The organism is Luteolibacter ambystomatis, assembly GCF_018137965.1.
In the GTDB taxonomy this organism is placed as follows: domain Bacteria; phylum Verrucomicrobiota; class Verrucomicrobiia; order Verrucomicrobiales; family Akkermansiaceae; genus Luteolibacter; species Luteolibacter ambystomatis.
This window is the reverse complement of record NZ_CP073100.1, coordinates 3,892,528-3,912,461: the sequence shown is the minus strand read 5'-3', so window position 1 is coordinate 3,912,461 and position 19,934 is coordinate 3,892,528. Positions and strand designations below refer to the sequence as shown.

The 19,934-nt window shown below is 63.4% G+C and carries 13 protein-coding genes; 7 read left to right on the top strand and 6 right to left on the bottom strand.

Annotation, left to right across the window (positions count from 1 at the left end):
* Positions 1-181: 181 nt before the first annotated feature.
* From KBB96_RS14980 to KBB96_RS14955, 6 genes are all read left to right on the top strand, one after another.
* Complete coding sequence (locus KBB96_RS14980; RefSeq protein WP_211630263.1) at positions 182-3,547, top strand: autotransporter outer membrane beta-barrel domain-containing protein; 3,366 nt, start codon at positions 182-184, stop codon at positions 3,545-3,547.
* A 110-nt stretch (positions 3,548-3,657) separates the two neighbouring features.
* A complete protein-coding gene (gene grpE, locus KBB96_RS14975; protein ID WP_211630261.1) occupies positions 3,658-4,218 on the top strand; it encodes a nucleotide exchange factor GrpE in 561 nt (186 codons plus the stop codon).
* Positions 4,219-4,230: 12 nt separating this feature from the next.
* Complete coding sequence (gene dnaJ / locus KBB96_RS14970) at positions 4,231-5,385, top strand: molecular chaperone DnaJ (protein ID WP_211630259.1); 1,155 nt, start codon at positions 4,231-4,233, stop codon at positions 5,383-5,385.
* Positions 5,386-5,396: 11 nt separating this feature from the next.
* The gene (locus KBB96_RS14965; protein WP_211630258.1) at positions 5,397-6,107 is read left to right on the top strand and encodes a 16S rRNA (uracil(1498)-N(3))-methyltransferase; all 711 of its coding nucleotides are present in this window, start codon (positions 5,397-5,399) and stop codon (positions 6,105-6,107) included.
* Between the two features lie 49 nt (positions 6,108-6,156).
* Positions 6,157-9,252: a hypothetical protein gene (locus KBB96_RS14960; RefSeq protein ID WP_211630256.1), complete on the top strand. Its 3,096-nt coding sequence runs from the start codon at positions 6,157-6,159 to the stop codon at positions 9,250-9,252.
* A gap of 52 nt (positions 9,253-9,304) precedes the next feature.
* The gene (locus KBB96_RS14955; protein WP_211630255.1) at positions 9,305-11,188 is read left to right on the top strand and encodes an ABC transporter ATP-binding protein; all 1,884 of its coding nucleotides are present in this window, start codon (positions 9,305-9,307) and stop codon (positions 11,186-11,188) included.
* Between the two features lie 150 nt (positions 11,189-11,338).
* Here the strand turns inward: KBB96_RS14955 and KBB96_RS14950 are convergent, their stop codons facing one another.
* The 6 genes from KBB96_RS14950 to KBB96_RS14925 all read right to left on the bottom strand — a co-directional run bounded on the left by KBB96_RS14950 (position 11,339) and on the right by KBB96_RS14925 (position 16,958).
* Entirely contained in the window at positions 11,339-12,010 is a 672-nt protein-coding gene (locus KBB96_RS14950; RefSeq protein ID WP_211630254.1) for a 16S rRNA pseudouridine(516) synthase, read from the bottom strand.
* The gene (locus KBB96_RS14945) at positions 12,007-13,263 is read right to left on the bottom strand and encodes a C39 family peptidase (protein ID WP_211630252.1); all 1,257 of its coding nucleotides are present in this window, start codon (positions 13,261-13,263) and stop codon (positions 12,007-12,009) included. Before KBB96_RS14945 ends, KBB96_RS14950 begins: the two co-directional genes overlap by 4 nt.
* Before the next feature lie 77 nt (positions 13,264-13,340).
* Positions 13,341-14,645, bottom strand: coding sequence for an aspartate aminotransferase family protein (locus tag KBB96_RS14940; protein ID WP_211630250.1), 1,305 nt, complete (start codon positions 14,643-14,645; stop codon positions 13,341-13,343).
* A gap of 144 nt (positions 14,646-14,789) precedes the next feature.
* Complete coding sequence (locus KBB96_RS14935) at positions 14,790-15,968, bottom strand: rhomboid family intramembrane serine protease (RefSeq protein ID WP_211630249.1); 1,179 nt, start codon at positions 15,966-15,968, stop codon at positions 14,790-14,792.
* A 12-nt stretch (positions 15,969-15,980) separates the two neighbouring features.
* Positions 15,981-16,532, bottom strand: a complete 552-nt coding sequence (secG, locus tag KBB96_RS14930) for a preprotein translocase subunit SecG (protein ID WP_211630247.1) — start codon at positions 16,530-16,532, stop codon at positions 15,981-15,983.
* Between the two features lie 78 nt (positions 16,533-16,610).
* Complete coding sequence (locus KBB96_RS14925; protein ID WP_211630246.1) at positions 16,611-16,958, bottom strand: aspartate 1-decarboxylase; 348 nt, start codon at positions 16,956-16,958, stop codon at positions 16,611-16,613.
* A 197-nt stretch (positions 16,959-17,155) separates the two neighbouring features.
* Between KBB96_RS14925 and KBB96_RS14920 the strand changes: the two genes are divergently transcribed.
* Complete coding sequence (locus KBB96_RS14920) at positions 17,156-19,933, top strand: phosphoenolpyruvate carboxylase (RefSeq protein ID WP_211630245.1); 2,778 nt, start codon at positions 17,156-17,158, stop codon at positions 19,931-19,933.
* The last annotated feature ends 1 nt before the right edge of the window (position 19,934 follow it).

Genomic DNA, 19,934 nt, shown 5'->3' with positions numbered 1-19,934 from the left:
ATAGGTAAACGATGCTGTGATGGCGTTTTGGCGGGTTCTCCAAGCGGCGTCGCGGCATTTCCCATGCTTGGCCCGGTGGCCCTGTGGCGGCCGGGTTATCCCTTACCCTGAAGAAAATATGAAACCGAAGTTCCTTCGTTTTGCGACAAGTGCTTTACCCTCGCTGATTGTCTTCCCTGCCATGTTGCACGCGGCGGCGATCAATCCCGATACCCCGGGCAATGTCTTCGTTCCTTCCAACTACAACGGCGGCCTTCCAGCCGCGGACTCCATCAATGCCAGCGGTGGCACCACCGCTCCCTACACGGTGACCATCCAGGCCGGCGCGATCCTCATCGGGGATCCGGGGATCATGGACGGCATCGAGGTGACGTCCGACAACTACACGATCAACAACTCCGGCAGCGTCAGTGGCCTGCACGGGATCGACTCCAACGCCAACGTGGTGATCGTGAACAACTACGGCACGTTCAGCTCCACCGGCGCGGAGGGCATCCACGCGAAGGGCGGCAGCCTCATCACGAACTACTCCGGAGCCAAGATCATCGGCTACGATGACGGCGTGTACTTCATGCTGCCCGGCGGCACCGTGGTGAATTCCGGTCTGATCGAGGGCCTCACCGCGGTGGGCGCGGATGGTGTGCAGGGCGGCAATGGCGTGGGCATCACCAACCACACCGGCGGTATCATCCGCGGCCAGACGAATGGCGCGCTGGTCCAGGACGGGTTGGTCGTCGTCAATGAAGTGGGCGGCACCTTCACCGGCCTCAATGGTGACGGCATCAATGCCGCGAATGGGGCCAGCATCACCAACAACGGCGCCATCACCGGCAGCGGCGTGGGCAACGGCTTGAAACTTGGCAACGGCGCGTTCGTCTACAACAACACGAACTTCGTGATGTCCAATCCCGTCTTCGGCGGGGGCATCAGCGGCGCGGTGAACGGTATCCTCGCCGGGGACAACTTCACCATCACCAACCAGAATCTCGCCACCGTCGTCGGCAACGGCGGTGATGGTATCAAGGTCGGTGCCTCCGGATTCATCACCAACGCGAGCGGCGGTGCCATCAACGGCAGCGTCAATGGTGCCAGCGGCGGTTTCAACCTCTACGTGGACAACTACGGGGTGATCAATGGCACCGGCGGCACCGGTATCACCGGCGGGGACAATCTCTTCATCATCAATGGCGGTGTCGTCCACGGCTTTGTCAACGATGGTGTCCACGGCTTGGACAACAGTGTGGTCCAGAACGTCGGCCTCCCCGGCAACCTCATCTCCGGTGCCGTCAACGGGATCTGGCTCGATGACAACGCCACCGTCATCAACGCCGGTTTTGTCGGCGGCACTTCGGGCGCGGGCGTGCGTGTCAGCGATGGCTCCACGGTGACGAACACCGGCACGATCCTGGGCAACGTCGGCATCGAGGCCTTCGCGGGGGCGGGCACCTTCGTCCTCACCAACAGCGGCGTGGTTACCGGCACCGGCGGCACCGCCATTGACGGCGCGATCTCCGGCATCGACACGCTGAACCTGAACTCCGGTTCAACGGTCACCGGTAACATCGTCACCCGCGGTGGCGCCGACATCATCAACCTGACCTCCGGGGCCTCCAGCTCGCTTGTCACCGGTGCGATCAACATGGGCCTCGGCAACGACACGCTGAACCTGATCAACGGCCAGACGGCGATCGGCGGCGCGACGATCCGGGTCACCGGACTGGTCTCCTTCACCGAGACCATCAACAAGTCGAACGCTGGTGTGGCCTTCCTCAACGGCGGGGCCAACGTCAACACGGTCAGCATCACCGGCGGCGGTCTCTATATCAATGGTGCTGTCGATGGCAACACCGTGTCCCAGGCCACGATCAATGCCGGCGGCTCCGCTCTCGGTGGCACCGGCACCTGGGATGCGAACATCGCCCTCACCGGCGGCGGCTTCAGCGCGGGCAGCGTCCCGATCACGCTGGATGCCGTGCCGACCAATGCCATCGGCCAGCTCAATCTCACCGGCAATGTCACCCACAGTGCCGGGACCTTCATCCGCTGGGACGTGGCGCCGCAGACCGCCATCAACAACGGCGTGAACAGCGACCTCATCGTCCAGACCGGCGGCGCGAACACCTACAACGTGAATGGCGCGAACATCCGCATCTCCGCCACCAACATCAACCAGGCGATCGGAAACGGCACCTATACGGTGGTGGACAGCGCCACCGGCATCGCCAACTTCGGCACGATGGGGGCGCTCGGTGTCCAGTTCAATGGCAACATCGTGGACAATGGCCCGTTCCTCGCCACCGAGAGCGGCGTGAACTCCACCACCACCGTGCTCACGAACTTCTTCACCACCGCCGCACTTGCGGACGGCGGGACGAACATCGTGCTCACCGTGCAGCACAACTTCGCGGGGCTCCCGGGCATTACCGCGAACCAAGCTTCGCTCGGTGCGGCGCTGGACGCCTCGGTGAATTCTCCGAACCCGCTGGTGCAGGACTTCATCGCCTCGCTCGACTATTCGAACCTGGCCACGGTGCAAGCGACCTTGGCCGCGCTCGATCCCGCCACCTATCTGGCGCTCACCAGCTCGGTGATCAATACCGACTACAGCCTGCACCGCCAGATCTCGGACCGCCTTTCCGGGCTCCGGGACAGCGATGAGGGAAGCGGTCTTTATCGCACCCAGGTCAGCGCGAAGGGCGCTCTCGCTCCCTCCGCACCTGCGTCCGTTTCCTCGGGCGGTCCGTTCAATGTATGGGGTTCGCTGTCGTATGACTGGCAGGACTACAGCGGCCCCACCGCTCTCTCGGACTTCGACGGCAATGTGGCGTCGTTCACCGTGGGCATCGATTACCGGGTCTCGCCATCCTTCGTGCTCGGAGTGCTGCTCAATGGATCGAAGAGCGATCTCGACTACACCGGCGGCAGCTCCGACATCGACAGCCTGCGTGGCGCGATCTACGCCACCCTCGGCAGGTCCACCGGCTGGTACTCGGATGCCTTGATCGGCTATGGCAGTCACAGCATCGATGCCACGCGTGCCTTCGGAGGCGTGCTCCCCGGTGTCGGCGGCGGCAGCCTGGATGCCACCAGCATCCAGGCACTCTGGACCGTCGGCTATACCTTCGATGCCGGTTCCTTCAGGCATGGTCCGTTCGTGGGGCTTGAATACCAGAACGTGGATGTCGATGGCTTCAACACCGGCGGTGGCTTCCCGATCGGAGTCGGCGACTACAGCGTGGATTCCCTGCGCGGGTTGATCGGCTACCGGATCAAGGGCAACTGCGGCACGTTCCGTCCCTATGCCTCCGTGGCCTACGCGCATGAATTCGAGGATGGTGGCAACAGTGCCGTGGCGTTCCTGCCGAACGGTGCGCCGTTCTCGGTGGTCGGGCCGGATTTGAATTCCGCCATCCTCCTGACGGCCGGCACGGGCATCAGCCTGGCTCCGAACCTGGTGCTGGATGTGGGCTACCGCGGGGAAATTTCCACGGACAGCGAGGGTCTGGATAGCCACGGCGGATCGGTCGGACTGAACTACAACTTCTGAGCATTTCACCGGCCACGGATCCTTTGGCCGCCGTCCCGGACGAGGACGGCGGCCTTTTTCGTACCCGGACGGGGGTTGACGGCGGCCCCGCCGTGAATACAGGTAGCGCCATGAATTCCGACAACGACCAGGCCGCCACCGGTGGGGAAGTCCTTGAGGACGTGTCCTCCGCCACCCCGGATGTCGCTGCCGAAGCGGCCCAGCTCGATCCTTGGGAGCAACTCGAAGCCGAAGCCGCGAAATGGAAGGAAACCGCCCTCCGCACCGCCGCCGACCTTGAGAATTTCCGCAAGCGCGCCGCCCGCGAGCGCGAGGATGCCATGCGCTTCGCCAACCAGCGGTTGCTGGAGGAGCTCCTGCCGGTGATCGACAATTTCGAAATGGGCATGATGGCCGCCTCGAAGGACCAGGGCTCGATGATCTACATCGGCATGGACATGGTGCGCCGCCAGCTTGCCGATTTTCTCTCTTCCCAAGGCGTGGAAGAGATCCCGGCGGAAGGGAAGGACTTCGACCCGAACGTCCACGAAGCCGTCAGCCAGGAGGAAACCACCGCCGTGCCGGAAGGCCGCGTGCTGCGCGTCACCCGCCGTGGCTTCCGCCTGCGCGACCGCCTGTTGCGCCCCGCAAGCGTGATTGTTGCGAAAGCCCCGTCCACCCCAGGAGCCTGAGCCATGTCCACCATGTCTGGAAAACGTGACTACTACGAAATCCTGGGCGTGTCCCGGGATGCCTCCCAAGAGGAAATCAAGAAGTCCTACCGCAAGCTCGCGGTGAAGTTCCATCCGGACAAGAATCCGGGGGACAAGGAAGCCGAGGAGAAGTTCAAGGAGCTTGGCGAGGCCTATGAGGCGCTGAGCGATCCGGACAAGCGCGCCGCGTATGACCGCTACGGCCATGCCGCCTTTGGAGGCGGCGGTGGTTTTGGAGGCGGCGGCTTCGGCGGTGGTGGATTCCACGATCCGATGGACCTGTTCTCGCAGGTCTTCGGCTCCGCGTTTGGCGGTGGCTTCGAGGAGTTCTTCGGCGGTGGCGGCGGCCGTCGCCAGAAGGGCAGCAAGCAGCGCGGCAGCGACCTGCGCTACGATCTGGAAATCTCGCTTGAGGAAGCGGCGCGCGGCGTGGAGAAGGAGCTGGAGATCGAACGTTTCACTGGTTGTGATACCTGCCACTCCAGCGGCTCGAAGAGCAGCGGCGGCACCCGTCCCTGCACCACCTGCGGCGGCCGCGGCGTGGTCGCCCGCCAGGCCGGTATTTTCATCCAGCAATCGACCTGCCCGGAATGCCGTGGCGCGGGCGAGGTGGTGGCCGATCCCTGCGGTTCCTGCAAGGGCGAGGGCCGCGTCCAGCGTGACAGCCGCATCAAGATCCGCATCCCGGCAGGTGTCGATACCGGTACGCGCCTGCGTTCCTCCGGCAATGGTGATGCCGGTGTCCGTGGCGGTGTGGCGGGTGATCTCTACGTGTTCCTCCATGTGAAGGATCACGACGTGTTTGATCGTGATGGTTCCGATCTCTTCTGCGAAGTGCCGCTGCCCTTCAGCATCGCTGCCCTCGGCGGTGAGCTGAAGATCCCGACCCTCGACGGACAGTTTTCGATCAAAATTCCCGCAGGCACGCAGGGTGGCACCGTGTTCCGCCTCCGCGACAAGGGCATGCCCGCGCTTTCCAACGGTCGCCGCGGCGATCTGCATGTAAAAGCCCAGGTGGAGGTGCCGACGAAGCTGAGCACCGAGCAGCAGGAAAAGCTGCGCGCGTTCTCCGAGTCCATCGGCGAGCACAATTCGCCGATGCAGGAGTCCTTCTTCCAGAAGGCCCGTCGCTTCTTCGATCTCTGATCTTCACCACCGTGCCACGCTTCTTTCTTTCCCCGGACTCGTGGAACGAGGAGGCGTGGCTCACCGGCGATGAAGCGAAGCACCTTTCGCAGGTGATGCGCATTCGCGCCGGGGAAACCGTCATCGTGTTTGATGGTGGCGGTCGCCGTGCGGATGCCGTGGTGAAAGAGGTGGCCCGCGACCGTGTGCGCCTCACGCTCGAAGAAAGCATCACGCTGCCACGGATGCGACCGGCGATGATCCTGGCCGTCGCCATCCCGAAGGGGAAGACCATGGACCTGGTCGTCCAGAAGGCGGTGGAGCTCGGCGTGGCCGCGATCCAGCCTTTGGTCACCCGGCGCACCATCGTGCAGCCGGGCGATGGCAAGGCCGACAAGTGGCGGCGGGTGGCGTTGGAGGCCTGCAAGCAATGTGGAGCGGATTTTCTGCCGGAAGTCGCGGAGCCGATGGACTTCCAGCCATGGCTCACAAGTTCCACGGAAGGTCTCCGTTTGATCGCTTCGCTGGCACCCGGTGCGAAGCCGATGCGCGAGACGGTGAGAGCGGCAGCGGATTCTCATACGGCGACCGTGCTTGTGGGACCCGAGGGGGATTTCACCCCGGAAGAAACCGCGGCGGCGCTGGAATCGGGCTTTTTGCCCGTCACATTGGGGCCGACGGTCCTGAGAACCGAAACCGCCGCGCTTTTCGCACTTTCCGCGCTGCGTTACGAGTTCGCGTAAGACAGCTAACGGCTGTTGCTCAAGAGGCTCGGACCTTCTAGAAGTCCGCATGAATTTTTCGCGGGGTGCTTGGCTGCCGTTGGCCGCCGTGATCGGAACAATTCCCGTTGCACAGGCGTGGACGGGGAATGGCACCGCACCGGGTACTGACGGCTATTCCGTCGATATTTCGCAGCGCAATGACGTGGTGTCGTTCTGGCAGTCCGTTTACAAGGAGTCGGAAGGCTACCAGAGCCGCATCGGCTGGACCGGCAGTTATACCACCGGTGCGCCGGGCACGGTGGCCACCGTCTTCGCCAATGATGTGGAGCGGCGGGTGAATTTCGTGCGGGCCTTGTGCAAGGTGCCCGCGTCGGTGCAGCTCAATACTTCTTCGACCATCGCCTTCACGGCCGGAGATACGGCGGCTCCTCCCCTGACCACGTTGAAGTCGGCGGCGGCGCAGGCCTCGGCCATGCTCATCGCGCGGAATGGAAACAGTGCCATGAACCACGCGCCGGCGAACAATCTCGCGGGCTGGTCCGCCGTGGCGTGGAACGGCAATCATTATGGCGACCTCGCGAACGGGTTCTTCGGTCCCGGCGCGATTGATGCCTACGTGCGCGAGGATACCTCCGGAGTTTCGGCATGGAATACGTCGGTCGGACACCGTCGCTGGCTGCTGCGCGTGCAATCCACCAACTTCGCCACCGGGGATACCCCGGGCCTGAAGACGGAAGAGTCGGGTGGTCCGAAGGCTCCGACCAACACCCTTTACGTCGCCCAGATCACTGGTGAATCGGATACCGCCGCCGCCGCCCGTTATGTGCCCTACCCGGCGGCGGGCTACTTCCCGGCCCAGTTGAATTCGCCGTATTGGTCGCTCGCTTATCCCGGCGCCACATTCACGGGGTTGACCACCGTGCAGATGTATGACGCGAATGACGTGGAGCTCGTCCGGGATGGAAGCTGGGGGGTGGTTTCCATTGCTACCGGATACGGAGACAATGCCATCGTCTGGAAGGTTCCGACCGCGGTCGCGGTGAAGGCGGTGAATTCCGATACGACCTTCAAGGTGAAGGTCTCGAATTTCGATATCCCCAGCGGCCATATCGCCTCCTACACGTACTCCGTCACTCTCATGAATCCGGAGAAGATGACGGAGACGATCGCCGTGCTGGGCACGGCGACTCCACCGGCGACCGGCTCCGCCACCTATTCCTTCTCCCGTCCGGATTTCTCGGATGCGGTGGAAGTGGGTTGCTTCAAGCTCCAACCGGCGACCTGGACGGAGGGCGCGGAGGATTCCCCGGCTCCGAAGGTCATCGACCGCACCACCAATGGCGCGGCGGCTCCATTGATCTCCACCACCTATCACAACACCGGCGCGAAGGCATTCCGCCTCACGCTGCCGACGTCCTACGATCCGGTGACGGGTGGCGCTCCGGACCAGAGCTTTGAGATCGATCGTGACATCGTGCTGGCCGCAGGATCCAAGCTGAACTTCGCCTACAAGCGCGGCCAGATGACCGCGAACATGTTCATGAACGTCGAGACCTCCCTGGACGGCGGCGTGACATGGAGCGCGCTCACCACGCTCCAATACAACGGCGGCAATGGCATCGATCCGGCGTTCAGCACCGCCTCGTTCGATCTTCCGACGTCAGGCATCGCCCGCGTGCGGTTCCGCCTCTACTATGTGCCCGCCACCGGTGGTACGATCTACACCGTAGGAAACACGCCGGGCACGACCACCGGGGTCTATCTGGATGACATCAGCGTGACGAATTGCAGGTGGCTGGAGAAGAAGGCCGCGCTTGCTCCGGCCGCACCCGCCACGCAGGTCACCTTCAACTCCGCCGCCGTGGGCGAGTCCCTGGTCCCGGGCGATACCTGGTGGCTGCGCGGACGGGCGATGATGGGTGGCCGCTGGATGGCCTACAATGGCTACACCGCCGTGGTTCCGCAGCCGCCGCTGCCCCTGACCGGCCCCACCGCGCCACCGGTGACCGGAGCGACGTATGCCTTCACGCCGGAAGGCGCTCCGACCAGCTATCAACTTGAAGTGGCACGGGTGGGATCGGGAACCTGGACGGAAGGCGCCGAGACATCTCCGGCTCCACAGGTGATCGATGGCACCGGCACCGGATATTCGCTGGTCAGCACCAAGTACAAGAAAACCGGGACCAACTCGTTCCGTCTCGGTGTGGACAACGCCACCGACACGCTGGATACGCTCACCGTCGACCGGAACATCGTGCCGACGGCGACCAGCAATCTTACCTTCGCGAGCCACCGCGGGCGCATGCTGAAGACGAACTTCATTCATGCGGAGGTCTCCACGGATGGCGGCACCACATGGACCTCGGTGTGGAACCAGCCGGGTCTGGCGGCGACCCTGTCCGCCACCACTTCGGATCCCATCACGGGTGCCAATATCTTCGCGGCCCAATCCGTTTCCCTCGCTTCCTATGCAGGCCAGACCATCCGTTTGCGCTTCGCGTTCCGCAATGATGTGGGCTCGGCGATTCTCTCCACCTCGGACACCGGCAATACCTCGGCGGCGCTCTCCGGCGCCTGGATCGATGACATCGCGGTGAGCAATTCGACAACTCTGTCCACGATCAACGTGACCAGCTTGCCGGGCAATGCCTCCTCGTTCCGATTGAATGTGGCTTCAGCCGGCGAAAGCCTTGTCGCTGGTGCCAGCTACCGCCTGCGCATCCGCGCCATGAATGGAGCCTCGCCTGGAGTATGGGGCCAGACTCTCGTGGTGGTGCCTACCAATACGCCTGCTCTCACCGGTTTCGCGGGATGGCTGGCATATGAATATCCCAGCCTGGTGGGAGTGCCGGATACCATCGATTCCGATGGAGATGGCATCCCGAATTGGCTGGAATACGCGTTCTCGCTCGATCCCTTGGTGAAGAACGGAGCCTTGGTCGATTCCCTGGTCTTGAACCCGGCCGACGTGACGATCTCCCTGTCACGTCCGCTGGCCGCGGACCGGAGCGACATCATCTATGGCGCGGAATGGTCGTTTGACATGACCACCTGGTCGAACTCCGGAATCACGATCACCAGGACCGGAGGTGTTTTGAAGGCCACGATGGTCAATGGATCCGCGAAAAAGCGTTTCCTGAGGTGGAAAATCACCAAACCCTGAGGGTCTTATTCCGGCTTGTTACCCGGGCGGGTGGCCCCGATGCTCCCGCCCGATGTTCGAACGCTTCCGACCCTACTTCGCGCTGCTCAAGCGTGTGAAAGGACGCTTTGCCGCGTCCATGATCGCCGGGGTGATCTATGCGGCTGCGAGCGGCTTCGGCATGCCGTTTTTGCTCAGCACGGTGTTTCCGGTGATCTTCGGGCAGGCGCAGTCGGTGTTGGATGCGCGGGAGGCGCTCGTGGAGGCGAAGGGTGAGGAGGAGGCCACCCGGATCATCGAGAAGGCGTTTCCGGGCAAGCTGAAGACAGCCGAAAAACAGCAGGAGATCGCCGTCCGTTTTGAGGACTTCGCCGGGAAGGAGAATGCGGGCACCTGGCTGTTGATCGCCGCCTGCGCGGTCATGCCCATTGCTTTCCTGATCCGCGGAGCCGCCGGATTTCTGAACGTCTATTGGACCACCCAGTGCGGCCTGGAAGTGCTGAAGGACATCCAGCAGAAGGTCTTCGACAAGCTCCAGCGTCTGCCGCTCGGGTTCTTCAGCGGCAAGAAGACCGGTGACCTGATCAGCCGCGTGATGGGGGATACCCAGATGATGAACATGGTGGTCACCACCGTGGCGAATGACATCATCAAGCAGCCGCTCACGCTCGTCAGCGCCTTGGGGTTCCTTGCCTACAGCAGTTGGCAGAGCAAGGAGTCGTTCTTCCTGCTGCTGTGCCTGATCAGCATTCCGATCTGCGTGTTGCCGATCCGTCTCGTCGGCAAGAAGCTCATGCTCCGCGCCGCCGTGATGCAGAAGACCCAGGGGGACAACACCGCCGTCCTCAGCGAGACGCTCGGTGCGGCCCGCGAGATCCGCGCGTTCAATCTGGAGGATCTGATGGCGGGCCGTTTCCTTTCCGGCCTTGCCCGTTGGACGAAGCTGCATCTGAAGGTCATCAAGTACCGTTTCCTCGCGCCGCCCGCGATCGAGTTCGTCTCCGCCATCGTGGTGTCCGCGGCGTTGTTCTACGGCGCGCGCCAGCACCTCACGTTGGAAGCCTTCATCCCGCTCGTGGCCGCGCTCTACATGTGCTACGACCCGATGAAAAAACTCGGCGAAGTACACAACCGCCTCAAGCAGGGCGGTGTCTCGCTCGACCGGTTGGAGGAAATCCTCAATGCACCGGAAAGCACGCCGGATCCGGTGGCTCCGGCGAAGATCGAGAATGTCAACGGTGCGATCACCTTCCATGGAGTTTCGTTCTCCTATGGCGATTCTCCGGCGTTGAAGGACATCAATGTCGAGATCCCCGCCGGCCAGATCGTTGCCCTCGTCGGACCTTCCGGTGCGGGCAAGACCACCTTCGCCAGTCTGGTGCCGCGGTTCTATGATCCGCTTGCGGGTTCCATCCGCCTCGATGGCACGGACCTGCGCGAGGTGAGGAAAAAAGATCTCCGCGATCACATCACGCTGGTCCCCCAGGAGGCCGTGCTGTTCTCGGACACCATCGAGGCGAACATCCGTCTTGGTCGTGAAGGTGCGAGCAAGGAGCAGGTGCTGGAATCCGCCCGCCAGGCCAACGCGCATGACTTCATCGTCCAGCAGCCGCATGGCTATGAGACGCAGGTTGGCGAGCGCGGTGCCCAACTCTCCGGTGGCCAGAAGCAGCGTATCTCGATCGCCCGCGCCTTCCTTCGCAATGCTCCGGTGTTGATCCTGGACGAAGCCACCAGCGCGCTCGATTCCGAGAGCGAAGCCCGCATCCAGCAGGAACTGGCTGCTCTCGCCCGTGGCCGTACGACCCTAATCATCGCGCACCGTTTCAGTACCATCCGCATCGCCGACCGCATCCTGGTCTTTGAAGGCGGTCGTATCGTCGGTGACGGCACCTTCGCGGAACTGGAGAAGTCGCACGATCTGTTCCGCCTGCTGCTCGAGCAGCAGCGGCATTGATGTAGTCGAAAGCTCCGCTTTTGAATGAACACCGCCAGCCCCAGTTGGCGGTGTCGGGAAGGCGGAACGAGCCCCTCCCCCGAAGAGGGAAAGCTGGAGCTTCCCCCTACATTCTGAAAGCAGAGCTTTCAGCTACAGTGAACGGGAGAGTTATTTCAAAAACCGCCACTCCCCCGGTTTGAGATTCTCCGGCAGGCGGATGTCCCCGATACTCACGCGGTGCAGCGCGGTCACCCGGTTGCCGATGCGGTGGAACATGCGCTTTACTTGATGGTAGCGGCCTTCGTGCAGGGTGAGGCGGGCGCTCCGTTCGCCGAGAATCTCCAGCTCCGCGGGCAGGGTGGTGAGATCCTCGGTGTGGAAATAGAAGCCGCGCGCGAAGGCTTCCACGGCATCATCGGGAATCGGATCGCGGGTTTCGACAAGATACACCTTGTCCACCTTGTGTTCGGGGTTCATCAGCCGCTTCGACCAGCGGCCGTCATTGGTCAGAAGTACGAGACCTGACGTATTTCGATCCAGCCGCCCGGCGATGTGCAGCGTGTGCTTGTCCGGGTCATCGATGAGGTCGATCACGGTCGTGTGCTCCGCATCCACGGTGGCGCTGACCACGCCGACTGGCTTGTGCAGCAGGATGCGCAGCAACCGCTCCGGCTCCCGGACGACTTCACCATCCATGTCCACGCGGGTGAAGCGGTCGATCTCCCGGTCGTGGCTCGTGACCGTCTCTCCATCCACACGGACACGGCCGCCGATGATCCGGCGGCGCGCTTCGTTGCGGCCCATCGACTGGTGCTTGGCGAGGAGACGGTCGAGCTTCACCAGGTGGGGGCCATCGTGTAGAGAGCCATCGTCATGCACCATGCTTGACCCGCGGGCATGCGCTTCATTTCGTGGCCGGCGCCCCAGGAGTCCGAGTAGATGATTTCCTGGGTCTTGGTGTTGTAGCCGATGATGAGGCGCATGTGGCCGCCGTGGGTCTGGGGCAGGCCCGCTTCCTTGAACATGCCGAGCTGGAGCGACCAGCTCACCGGGATGCCCTTGTCCACGGCTTCCTGGATGCGGGCGAGGAAGCGCTTGTAGCCGGATTGCTTCACCTTCGCGGCCAGGAACACCTCCGGCTTCACATTCTGCTGAAGGGAGGAGACGTCGAGCACGTTCGGATTGGGTTCGAACTTGGCGGCCCCTTCGCGCTTTGCCGCGATATTGTAGTCCCGCACGTCTTCCTCGTATTGTTTCGCGTCGTAGTCGAAACGCTTGGTGGTGCTGATGTGGAGGCGGCCGGTGATCCGCTTCAGGGCTTCCTCCATCTCGGCCATGCTGGTGCCGTTCTCGCCGGTCTTTGCCACTTGCGCCATCTCATGCTGGTCCACTTCGAGACCGTAGTAGCGGGCCACGCGCTCGGCGGTGGCGACGGCGCAGTAGCCTTTCTGGCCTTGGTCCACCATCGGCACGCCGTCGATATACACATCGCCGGTGTCCTTCTTCACGATGTGGTCGGTGAGGCTGGCGCGCTTCACCACCTGCGCCTTGGCACTGGCGGTGTCGAGCGAGGCCAGCCGGAGCCGCAGGAATTCGGCCTGCGGCGCGCCATCACCGCGGCTGACCGAGGATTCCAGAAGCCACGCGGACTTGTCTTTTTTCCACATCCAGCCTTTGAGGTTCACCGCGCTGCGCTGGGCATAGACCTCACCCGGATTGCCGAGGCCGGTGCTGATGCGTTTCTTCCAATCCTCGAAACGCCCCTCCAGATCCTTCACGGAAATTTCCCCGTCATCGCCGCGATTGTAGAGGGATACGCTGACGGAGGTGGTCTTCGTGTCATCGCCGCGGATGACGATTTCACCGGTCTTTTCTCCAAAGAGAGTCCAGCGGTTGGCGTTTGCGCGAAGGCCGTCCTTCTTGTCGCTCAGCCATGCGAAGCCGCCGGTGGACGGCATCAGGTCCTTGATCGGTTTGGCGAAAAGGGTGCCGTCCGTGAGCGTGCCATCGATGGCTGGAGGTGCGGCCGGTTCGGCGTGGATGGGAATCGCGAGCAAGGCAAAAGCCAGCGCGAGGGAGGCCTGGGTTTTCATACGGAGGAAAGGACTGGATGAAACTGAGACGGACGACAAAAGAACCTGTCCTTGGAAAGCGTTACCGGACACCTGTGTCACTTATTTTTCCGCCGCAGGGATTGGCGGAGCCATTCGACGGCGAATCCAATTTCCCCGGCATCCAGACCCAGCGGGGGACTGAATGCCAGTACGTGGCCGGTGGGTCCTTCCGGCAGCAGCAGCACGCCTTGCTGGAGCAATTCCTGCACGATCCCGATGGCTACATCGCCTGCCGGGCGACCGTCCGGGTGGTGGAGTTCGATGGCTTGGAGCAATCCCCGGCCTCGGACGGCGGTGACGAAGGGTTCTCCGGAGAGAGTCATGAGAGCCGTGTGTAGCGCGGTTCCTTGATCCGCTGCGGCTGCGGTCGTGGCGGGCTTCAGGTGTTCATCGAGTGCGGCGATGGCCATTGCGCAGCCGAGCGGATTGCCCAGGAAGGTGCTGGTATGGAGCGCCTCGCCATGGGTTTCCGGCCAGGCATCCATTACTGCGGCTTTGCCGACACAGGCGGAGATCGGGAAGCCGCCGCTGAGCGCCTTGCCCAGGCAGACCAGATCGGGCACCACGCCGTCCCACTCGCAGGCGAAGCGTTTTCCGGTGCGGTTCAGGCCGGTGAAAATCTCGTCGAAAATCAACAATGCGCCGGTTTGATCGCACCATTCGCGGAGTTCGCGCAGGAACGATGGAGGCGGGATGATGATGCCGCCGCGGCCTTGGATCGGCTCGACCAGTACCGCGCCGATATCGTGGCCATCCACGTTTGCGAGCGCGGACCGGAAGGCATCGAGCCCCGTTTCATCCGCCGGGAAGGGGAGGAGGGTGGTGATGCGGGCGAGCTGGTTGTCGAATGGCTCGCGGAACCACGGGATGCCCGCGCCGAGCAAAGCCCCGTAGCCGAGTCCATGATAGGCACCTTCGAAAGCGAGGATGCCCGTGCGTCTGGTGGCAAGCGCGGCGGTTTTCAATGCCGCCTCCACGGCTTCAAAGCCGGAGTTGCCCAGAAGGGTTTTGCCTTTGCCGCCGGTCCAGCTTTCGAAAGTGATCGCGCTCAGGCGTTCGCACAGTTCCACCTTGAGGCGGGCCGGATGGACATCGCCCATCGCGTGCAGGAGATCGCGGGACTGGTGGCGGACGGCTTCCGCGGTGAAGCCATGGCCGAGCGTCGCCACGCCGAAGGCGCTGGTGAGCTCTAGGTAGCGGTTGCCATCCGCGTCCCACACGTTCACGCCCTCCGCGCGTTCCCAAAACACCGGCCACTCCGGTGAGCGGAAGGTGGTGTTCCGGCACTCGACCTCGCCGAGCCGCGCGGCGAGCTGCTGCGAACGAGGGCCGGGGACGGGGGTGATGAGGTCGGGAAGCATGGAAATGAAGCGGAGTTGAGGCTTTAGCCGAGGAGGGCCTTGAGAGGGAGCCGGAGGCTTGTGGGAGTTATCAAGTGGAAAGCGGAATAGTGAAAGCATTCACCAGACTCCGCCCCCTGGGAAAGGCCCTCCTCGGCTAAAGCCTCAACTCCTCGGACCCAGCACTTTCCAGACGGTCAAGGCGGCGGAGCCGACGGTGGCGGCCAACGCAAGCGTGCCGACGATCCGATCCGTGAGCGTGCTTTGCGGGCGGTGCGGCGAGGAGGATTTCGGGAACACGATCGCCGCATAGACCAAGCCTGCGATGAGCCCGCCGACGTGCGCGGCATTGTCGATGAAGCGGTAGCCGATCAGGCCGATGACTCCGGTGAGCACCACGCCCGCCAGCAGGCGCCGCCTTGAGGAGCGCGGAACCAGGCGCGTATGCAGGGTTTCGAAAACCAGCAGGAAACCCAGCAGGCCCATCAGACCACCGGACGCTCCCACCGAGGTGGATTCGAAAAAGCGGGCCGAGGCCTCACTTCCGACCCAAGCGGTGAAGAGAAACACCATCACCAGATGCGGCCAGCGGGCGAAGACTTCGACGCGTCTGCCGAGATAGAGCAGAGCGGCCATATTGAGGAACCAGTGGACTGGATTGCCGTGCAGGAACGGGGCGGTGAAGAGCCGCCAGGTCTGGCCTTGGAAGTAGGCGCTTTTCACCAGTCCGGCGGAGTCGATGGAGCCAAGGCTGAAAACTTGTGCGAGACCGGTGAGGGTCATCAACACCAGCAGGCACTTGGTGAATGGCGCGCGCTGGAGATCCAGCCACGTCTCAAAGCGCAGCGGTGGGATCGCTGCGACCATTCCTCCCGGGGACCAGTGGTGGAGTTCGCGCCCGCGCTTCCATGCCTGGTACCAAGGAATCAGCGCGAACATGACGAACAGCACGAGCGCCATGCCGATGTTGGCGGACTTCAGCAGCGGCTGGTCCTTCCAGATCGCCATGGCGACGGTCACCACCACGCCCGCCCCGAAGATCTTGAGCTGGCCGAGCGAGTGTTCCAGATCAGCGGCGGCCCAGCGGCGGCGCGCGGCGAACAAGGCATGGAACAATTCCGGCACCTCTTCCGGCACGACCATCCGCGGGCTTGCCGGAGTCCAGACCAGATCGATTGCCGAGGAACGATCTTCGCGGATGGAGATGGCGAGTTCTTCCAGCGATCCCACCGGGTGCCGGCCGCCCTTGCGATCCGTCCAGCCCCAGCCATCCGGGGCTTCGGAGAATGCATCCACGCGCGCCCACACCGGGGCGTCATCGGGGATCTCGGGCGTGTCGGTCACGCCGGGAAAGCGTTACTGGTCGGCGGGTTTTTCTCCGCCGTTTGCCGGAGCCGCAGGTTCGGCAGGCTTGGCGGGGGCGTCAGCCGGAGCGGCCGGTTGGGCCGGAGTCTCGGTCTTCGGAGCTTCCTCGCTCTTCGGCGCGTCACCCGTTTTCGGCGCTTCGACCGGAGGAGCCACGGCGGTTGTGGGAGCCGGAGCCTCGGTCGGAGCGGGGACCACCGGAGCGACAGGCGCGGCTGGAGCCTCGGCAACCGGGGCCGGGGCTTCCTTGGCGTTCTTGTCGATCAGCGTGTTCTTGGCATTGCGGTGACCGATGAGGATCGCGAGCGTCAGAGCGAGAATGAAGAAAGCGGTGGCCAGATAAACGGTGCCGCGCTGGAGAACATTGGTGGTACGTGCGCCGAAGACCTGATCGGTCACGTTGGTGCCGAAAGTGGCGCCCAGACCTTCCTGCTTCGGACGCTGCATCAGGATCAGCAGCACCATCATCACGCAGACGAAGAAGAAGATGACCAACAGCAGGTTGATGCTGAGGTTGAGCCAAGGAATGTCAGCGAGAATCATGGGCGCGGGACTATGGGAGGCGGTCCCCACCTTGTAAAGCGGGGAGTTGTGGCGAAAAAACAGGGGATTTCCGAGGGCTCAGCGGCCCTGGCGGAGGATTTCGTTGGTTTCGGAAAGGACCAGTTTCTTGGCGATCACCTGGGTTTCGGACAGGCAGAAGGCCATGATGGCCACGCGCTCGCCGACCTTGATCCGGTGGGCGGCGCCGCCATTGATGATGATGTGGCCAAGTCCTGGAGGGCCGGGTTGGACGTAGGTCTGGAGGCGGTTGCCGGTGGTGATCGAGGCCACCAGCACCTTTTCGCCCTCCCAAAGGCCTGCGGCTTCCATGAGGTCCGTCGGGATCTCGATGCTGCCTTCATAGTCCACGTCGCCGTGGGTGATCATGGCGCGGTGGATCTTGGACTTGAGGAACTGGCGGAGCATGGCGCGCGGGAAGGAAACCCCCTCGCGGCCCGGCGTCAAGCGGCAAGGTTCCCGGAAGGTGGTCTGCCGGGCGGGGCGGAAGCGTTTGACGCCGCATCGTTTATGACGATCCGGAGGCTCCGGGGACGGCCGGTTTCCGGAATCTCCAAGGCTTCGCTTTCCCATTCGGCCCGCTTCGTGCTTGAGTGGCCGCGCGCATGACCGGAACGGCCACCTTGACCCCCACCCGCGAACAACTCCGACTTGAAGGTTTCGACCTGATCGACGAGACGCTGTCCTTTTTGATCGGCTGCCTCGGCGAGGCGCTCGAATCGACCGGCGAGACCGCCCTTCTGCCCTACCTGCCGTGGTCGGGCACGGTGCCGGATGATGCCAATCCGCCCGCGGGCATCCCGCAGCTTTATTCGATCGGCTTCCAGCTCCTGAACATGGTCGAGGAACGCGTGGCCGCTGCGATCCGCCGCGAGCGCGAGAATGTGCTCGGGGCCGAGTCGATCCGCGGACTGTGGCCGCAGGCGCTTCGCGATCTGCGGGACCTGGGCCTGGGTCCGAATGAAATCCTCGATGTGCTGCGCGACGTGGAGGTGGAGCCGGTGCTGACCGCTCACCCGACCGAGGCGAAACGCGCCAGCATCCGCGAACGCCACCGCGCGCTCTATGACGATCTCGTCCGCAACGAGTATCCGAAATACACGGAGCGCGAACGCCGCCGCCTGCGCCAGCACATGGTGACGACCCTCGAAACGCTGTGGCGCACCGCGGAGATCCACCTCGTCCGTCCGGATATCATCAGCGAACTGCGGAATTCCATCCACTATCTCCGCGACCTCTTCCCGGATGCGGTGAACCGCCTCGACCTGCACTTCACCGAGGCTTGGCGCGATGCCGGCTATCCGATGGATGCGCTCAACGCCGCCGGAAACATCCCACGGCTTTCGTTCGGCACCTGGATCGGCGGCGACCGCGACGGCCATCCGCTGGTGACACCGCAGGTCACGGAGACCGCCTTGATCCAACTCCGGCAGGCAGCCTTCGAATTGCTGCACCGCGAGTTCTCCGCGCTCTCCACCCAGCTCACGCTTTCCCGCCATCTCTCGCCCGCGCCGGATGATCTCCAGGCGCGCATCGATGAGTTGTCGTTCGTCCTCGGCTTCGGTGCGGAGGAAGCGGTGAAGGAAATTTTCGACCGGCACTTGGAGGAACCGTGGCGCCAGCTTTCCGCGCTGATCGCACTGCGCCTGCGCCTTCAGGCGAAGGGCGAGCTGGGTTATGTCACCGTGGACCAACTGACCGCGGATCTCGATCTGCTCTCGCGCACGCTTCAGGATGCGGGCTGCCATCTGGTGGAAGACCAGTACATCCGCCCGCTGCGCCACAAGATTGACATGTTCGGATTCCATCTGGCCACGCTCGACGTCCGCCAGAACTCTGAATTCCACGACAAGGCGATCGCCCAACTCCTCACCGCCGCGCACGTGCCGGATGGTGAAAATTATCCGAACTGGCCGGAGGCAAAACGTCTCGTTTTCCTCAACGAGGAACTCCAATCGACACGCCCGTTCCTGCATGAGGGGATCGTCGCCGGGCATGAAGCGTCCGCCGTGCTGGATTGCTACCGCGTGCTCGTCCGCCATCGTCTGGCATGGGGTGGCGCGGGCCTTGGCGCGCTCATCATCTCGATGACCCGCCAGCTTTCCGACCTGCTCGGGGTCTATCTGCTCGCCCGTGAGGCCGGCCTGATGGAGCTGACTCCCGAGGGGCTCGCCTGCCCGATGGAAGTGGTGCCGTTGTTCGAGACCATGGATGACCTCGACCGCTCGCCGGACATCCTCGCCGCGTTCCTGGAGCATCCGTTCACCCGCCGCAGCCGTTCGTTCCTCATGGGGACCAGCGAGGTCTTCTCCACGCAGCAGGTGATGCTCGGCTATTCCGATTCCAACAAGGACTGCGGCATTCTCGCGGCGCAGTGGGCGCTCCACAAAGCGGAGGAAGCCCTGACGCGGACCGGCAAGGAGCACGGCATTCCGCTGTGCTTCTTCCACGGCCGCGGCGGCACGATCTCCCGCGGTGCTGGCCCGACGCATTGGTTCATGGCCTCGCTGCCGCATGGCGCGATGTCCGGCCACTTCCGCATGACCGAGCAGGGGGAAACGATCGCGCAGAAGTATGCGAACCTCGCGAATGCCACCTACAATCTTGAGCTTCTCCTCGCGGGTGCCGCCGTGACCACCGCCCGCCACCGCTTCGGCAGGAAGCAACAGGACCCGTGCGAGCGCTTCATGCCGCGCCTCGCGAAGGCCAGCCAGGAGGCGTATCAGGCCCTGCTTCACGCCGAGGACTTCATCACCTTTTATCGTCAGGCGACCCCGCTCGATGCGCTGGAGCACGCGCGCATCGGCTCCCGTCCCGCCCGCCGAACAGGCAAGCAGGGGCATTCCATCTCCGATCTGCGTGCCATTCCATGGGTGTTTTCATGGACGCAGGCCCGTTACTACCTGCCGGGCTGGTTCGGTGTCGGCTCCGGTCTGGAAGCGCTCAAGAAGGAAGACCCGGCCGGTTTCGCCGAGTTGAAGGCCGCGCTGCCGGACTCCACCTTCCTCACCTACGTTCTCACCAACGTCGAAACCAACCTGGCTTCCGCGAACCTCAAGTTGATGCACGAGTATGCCGCGCTGGTGACGAATGAGAAGCTGCGGACGCGGTTCCTTGAGATCATCGATGCCGAGTTCGAACGCACCCGCGTGCTGCTGGCCGAGTTGTTCGATGGCGAGATGGCGGACCGCCGTCCGCGCATGGCGAAGACCCTCGACATCCGCGAGGCTCCGCTGAAGGTCCTGCATCACCGCCAGATCGTGCTGTTGCGGAAGTGGCGCGAACTGCTCACCGCCGGGAAACAGCATGATGCCGATGCATTGCTGCCGGACCTGCTGCTTTCGATCAACGCCATCGCTTCCGGTCTGCGGACGACGGGTTGAT

Bases quoted from the DNA above. Each gene is read 5' to 3' on its own strand.
- KBB96_RS14980 (WP_211630263.1), top strand. From the start codon at position 182: ATGTTGCACGCGGCGGCGATCAATCCCGATACCCCGGGCAATGTCTTC.
- grpE (WP_211630261.1), top strand. From the start codon at position 3,658: ATGAATTCCGACAACGACCAGGCCGCCACCGGTGGGGAAGTCCTTGAG.
- dnaJ (WP_211630259.1), top strand. From the start codon at position 4,231: ATGTCTGGAAAACGTGACTACTACGAAATCCTGGGCGTGTCCCGGGAT.
- KBB96_RS14960 (WP_211630256.1), top strand. From the start codon at position 6,157: ATGAATTTTTCGCGGGGTGCTTGGCTGCCGTTGGCCGCCGTGATCGGA.
- KBB96_RS14955 (WP_211630255.1), top strand. From the start codon at position 9,305: ATGTTCGAACGCTTCCGACCCTACTTCGCGCTGCTCAAGCGTGTGAAA.
- KBB96_RS14945 (WP_211630252.1), bottom strand. From the start codon at position 13,263: ATGAAAACCCAGGCCTCCCTCGCGCTGGCTTTTGCCTTGCTCGCGATT.
- KBB96_RS14940 (WP_211630250.1), bottom strand. From the start codon at position 14,645: ATGCTTCCCGACCTCATCACCCCCGTCCCCGGCCCTCGTTCGCAGCAG.
- secG (WP_211630247.1), bottom strand. From the start codon at position 16,532: ATGATTCTCGCTGACATTCCTTGGCTCAACCTCAGCATCAACCTGCTG.
- KBB96_RS14925 (WP_211630246.1), bottom strand. From the start codon at position 16,958: ATGCTCCGCCAGTTCCTCAAGTCCAAGATCCACCGCGCCATGATCACC.
- KBB96_RS14920 (WP_211630245.1), top strand. From the start codon at position 17,156: ATGACCGGAACGGCCACCTTGACCCCCACCCGCGAACAACTCCGACTT.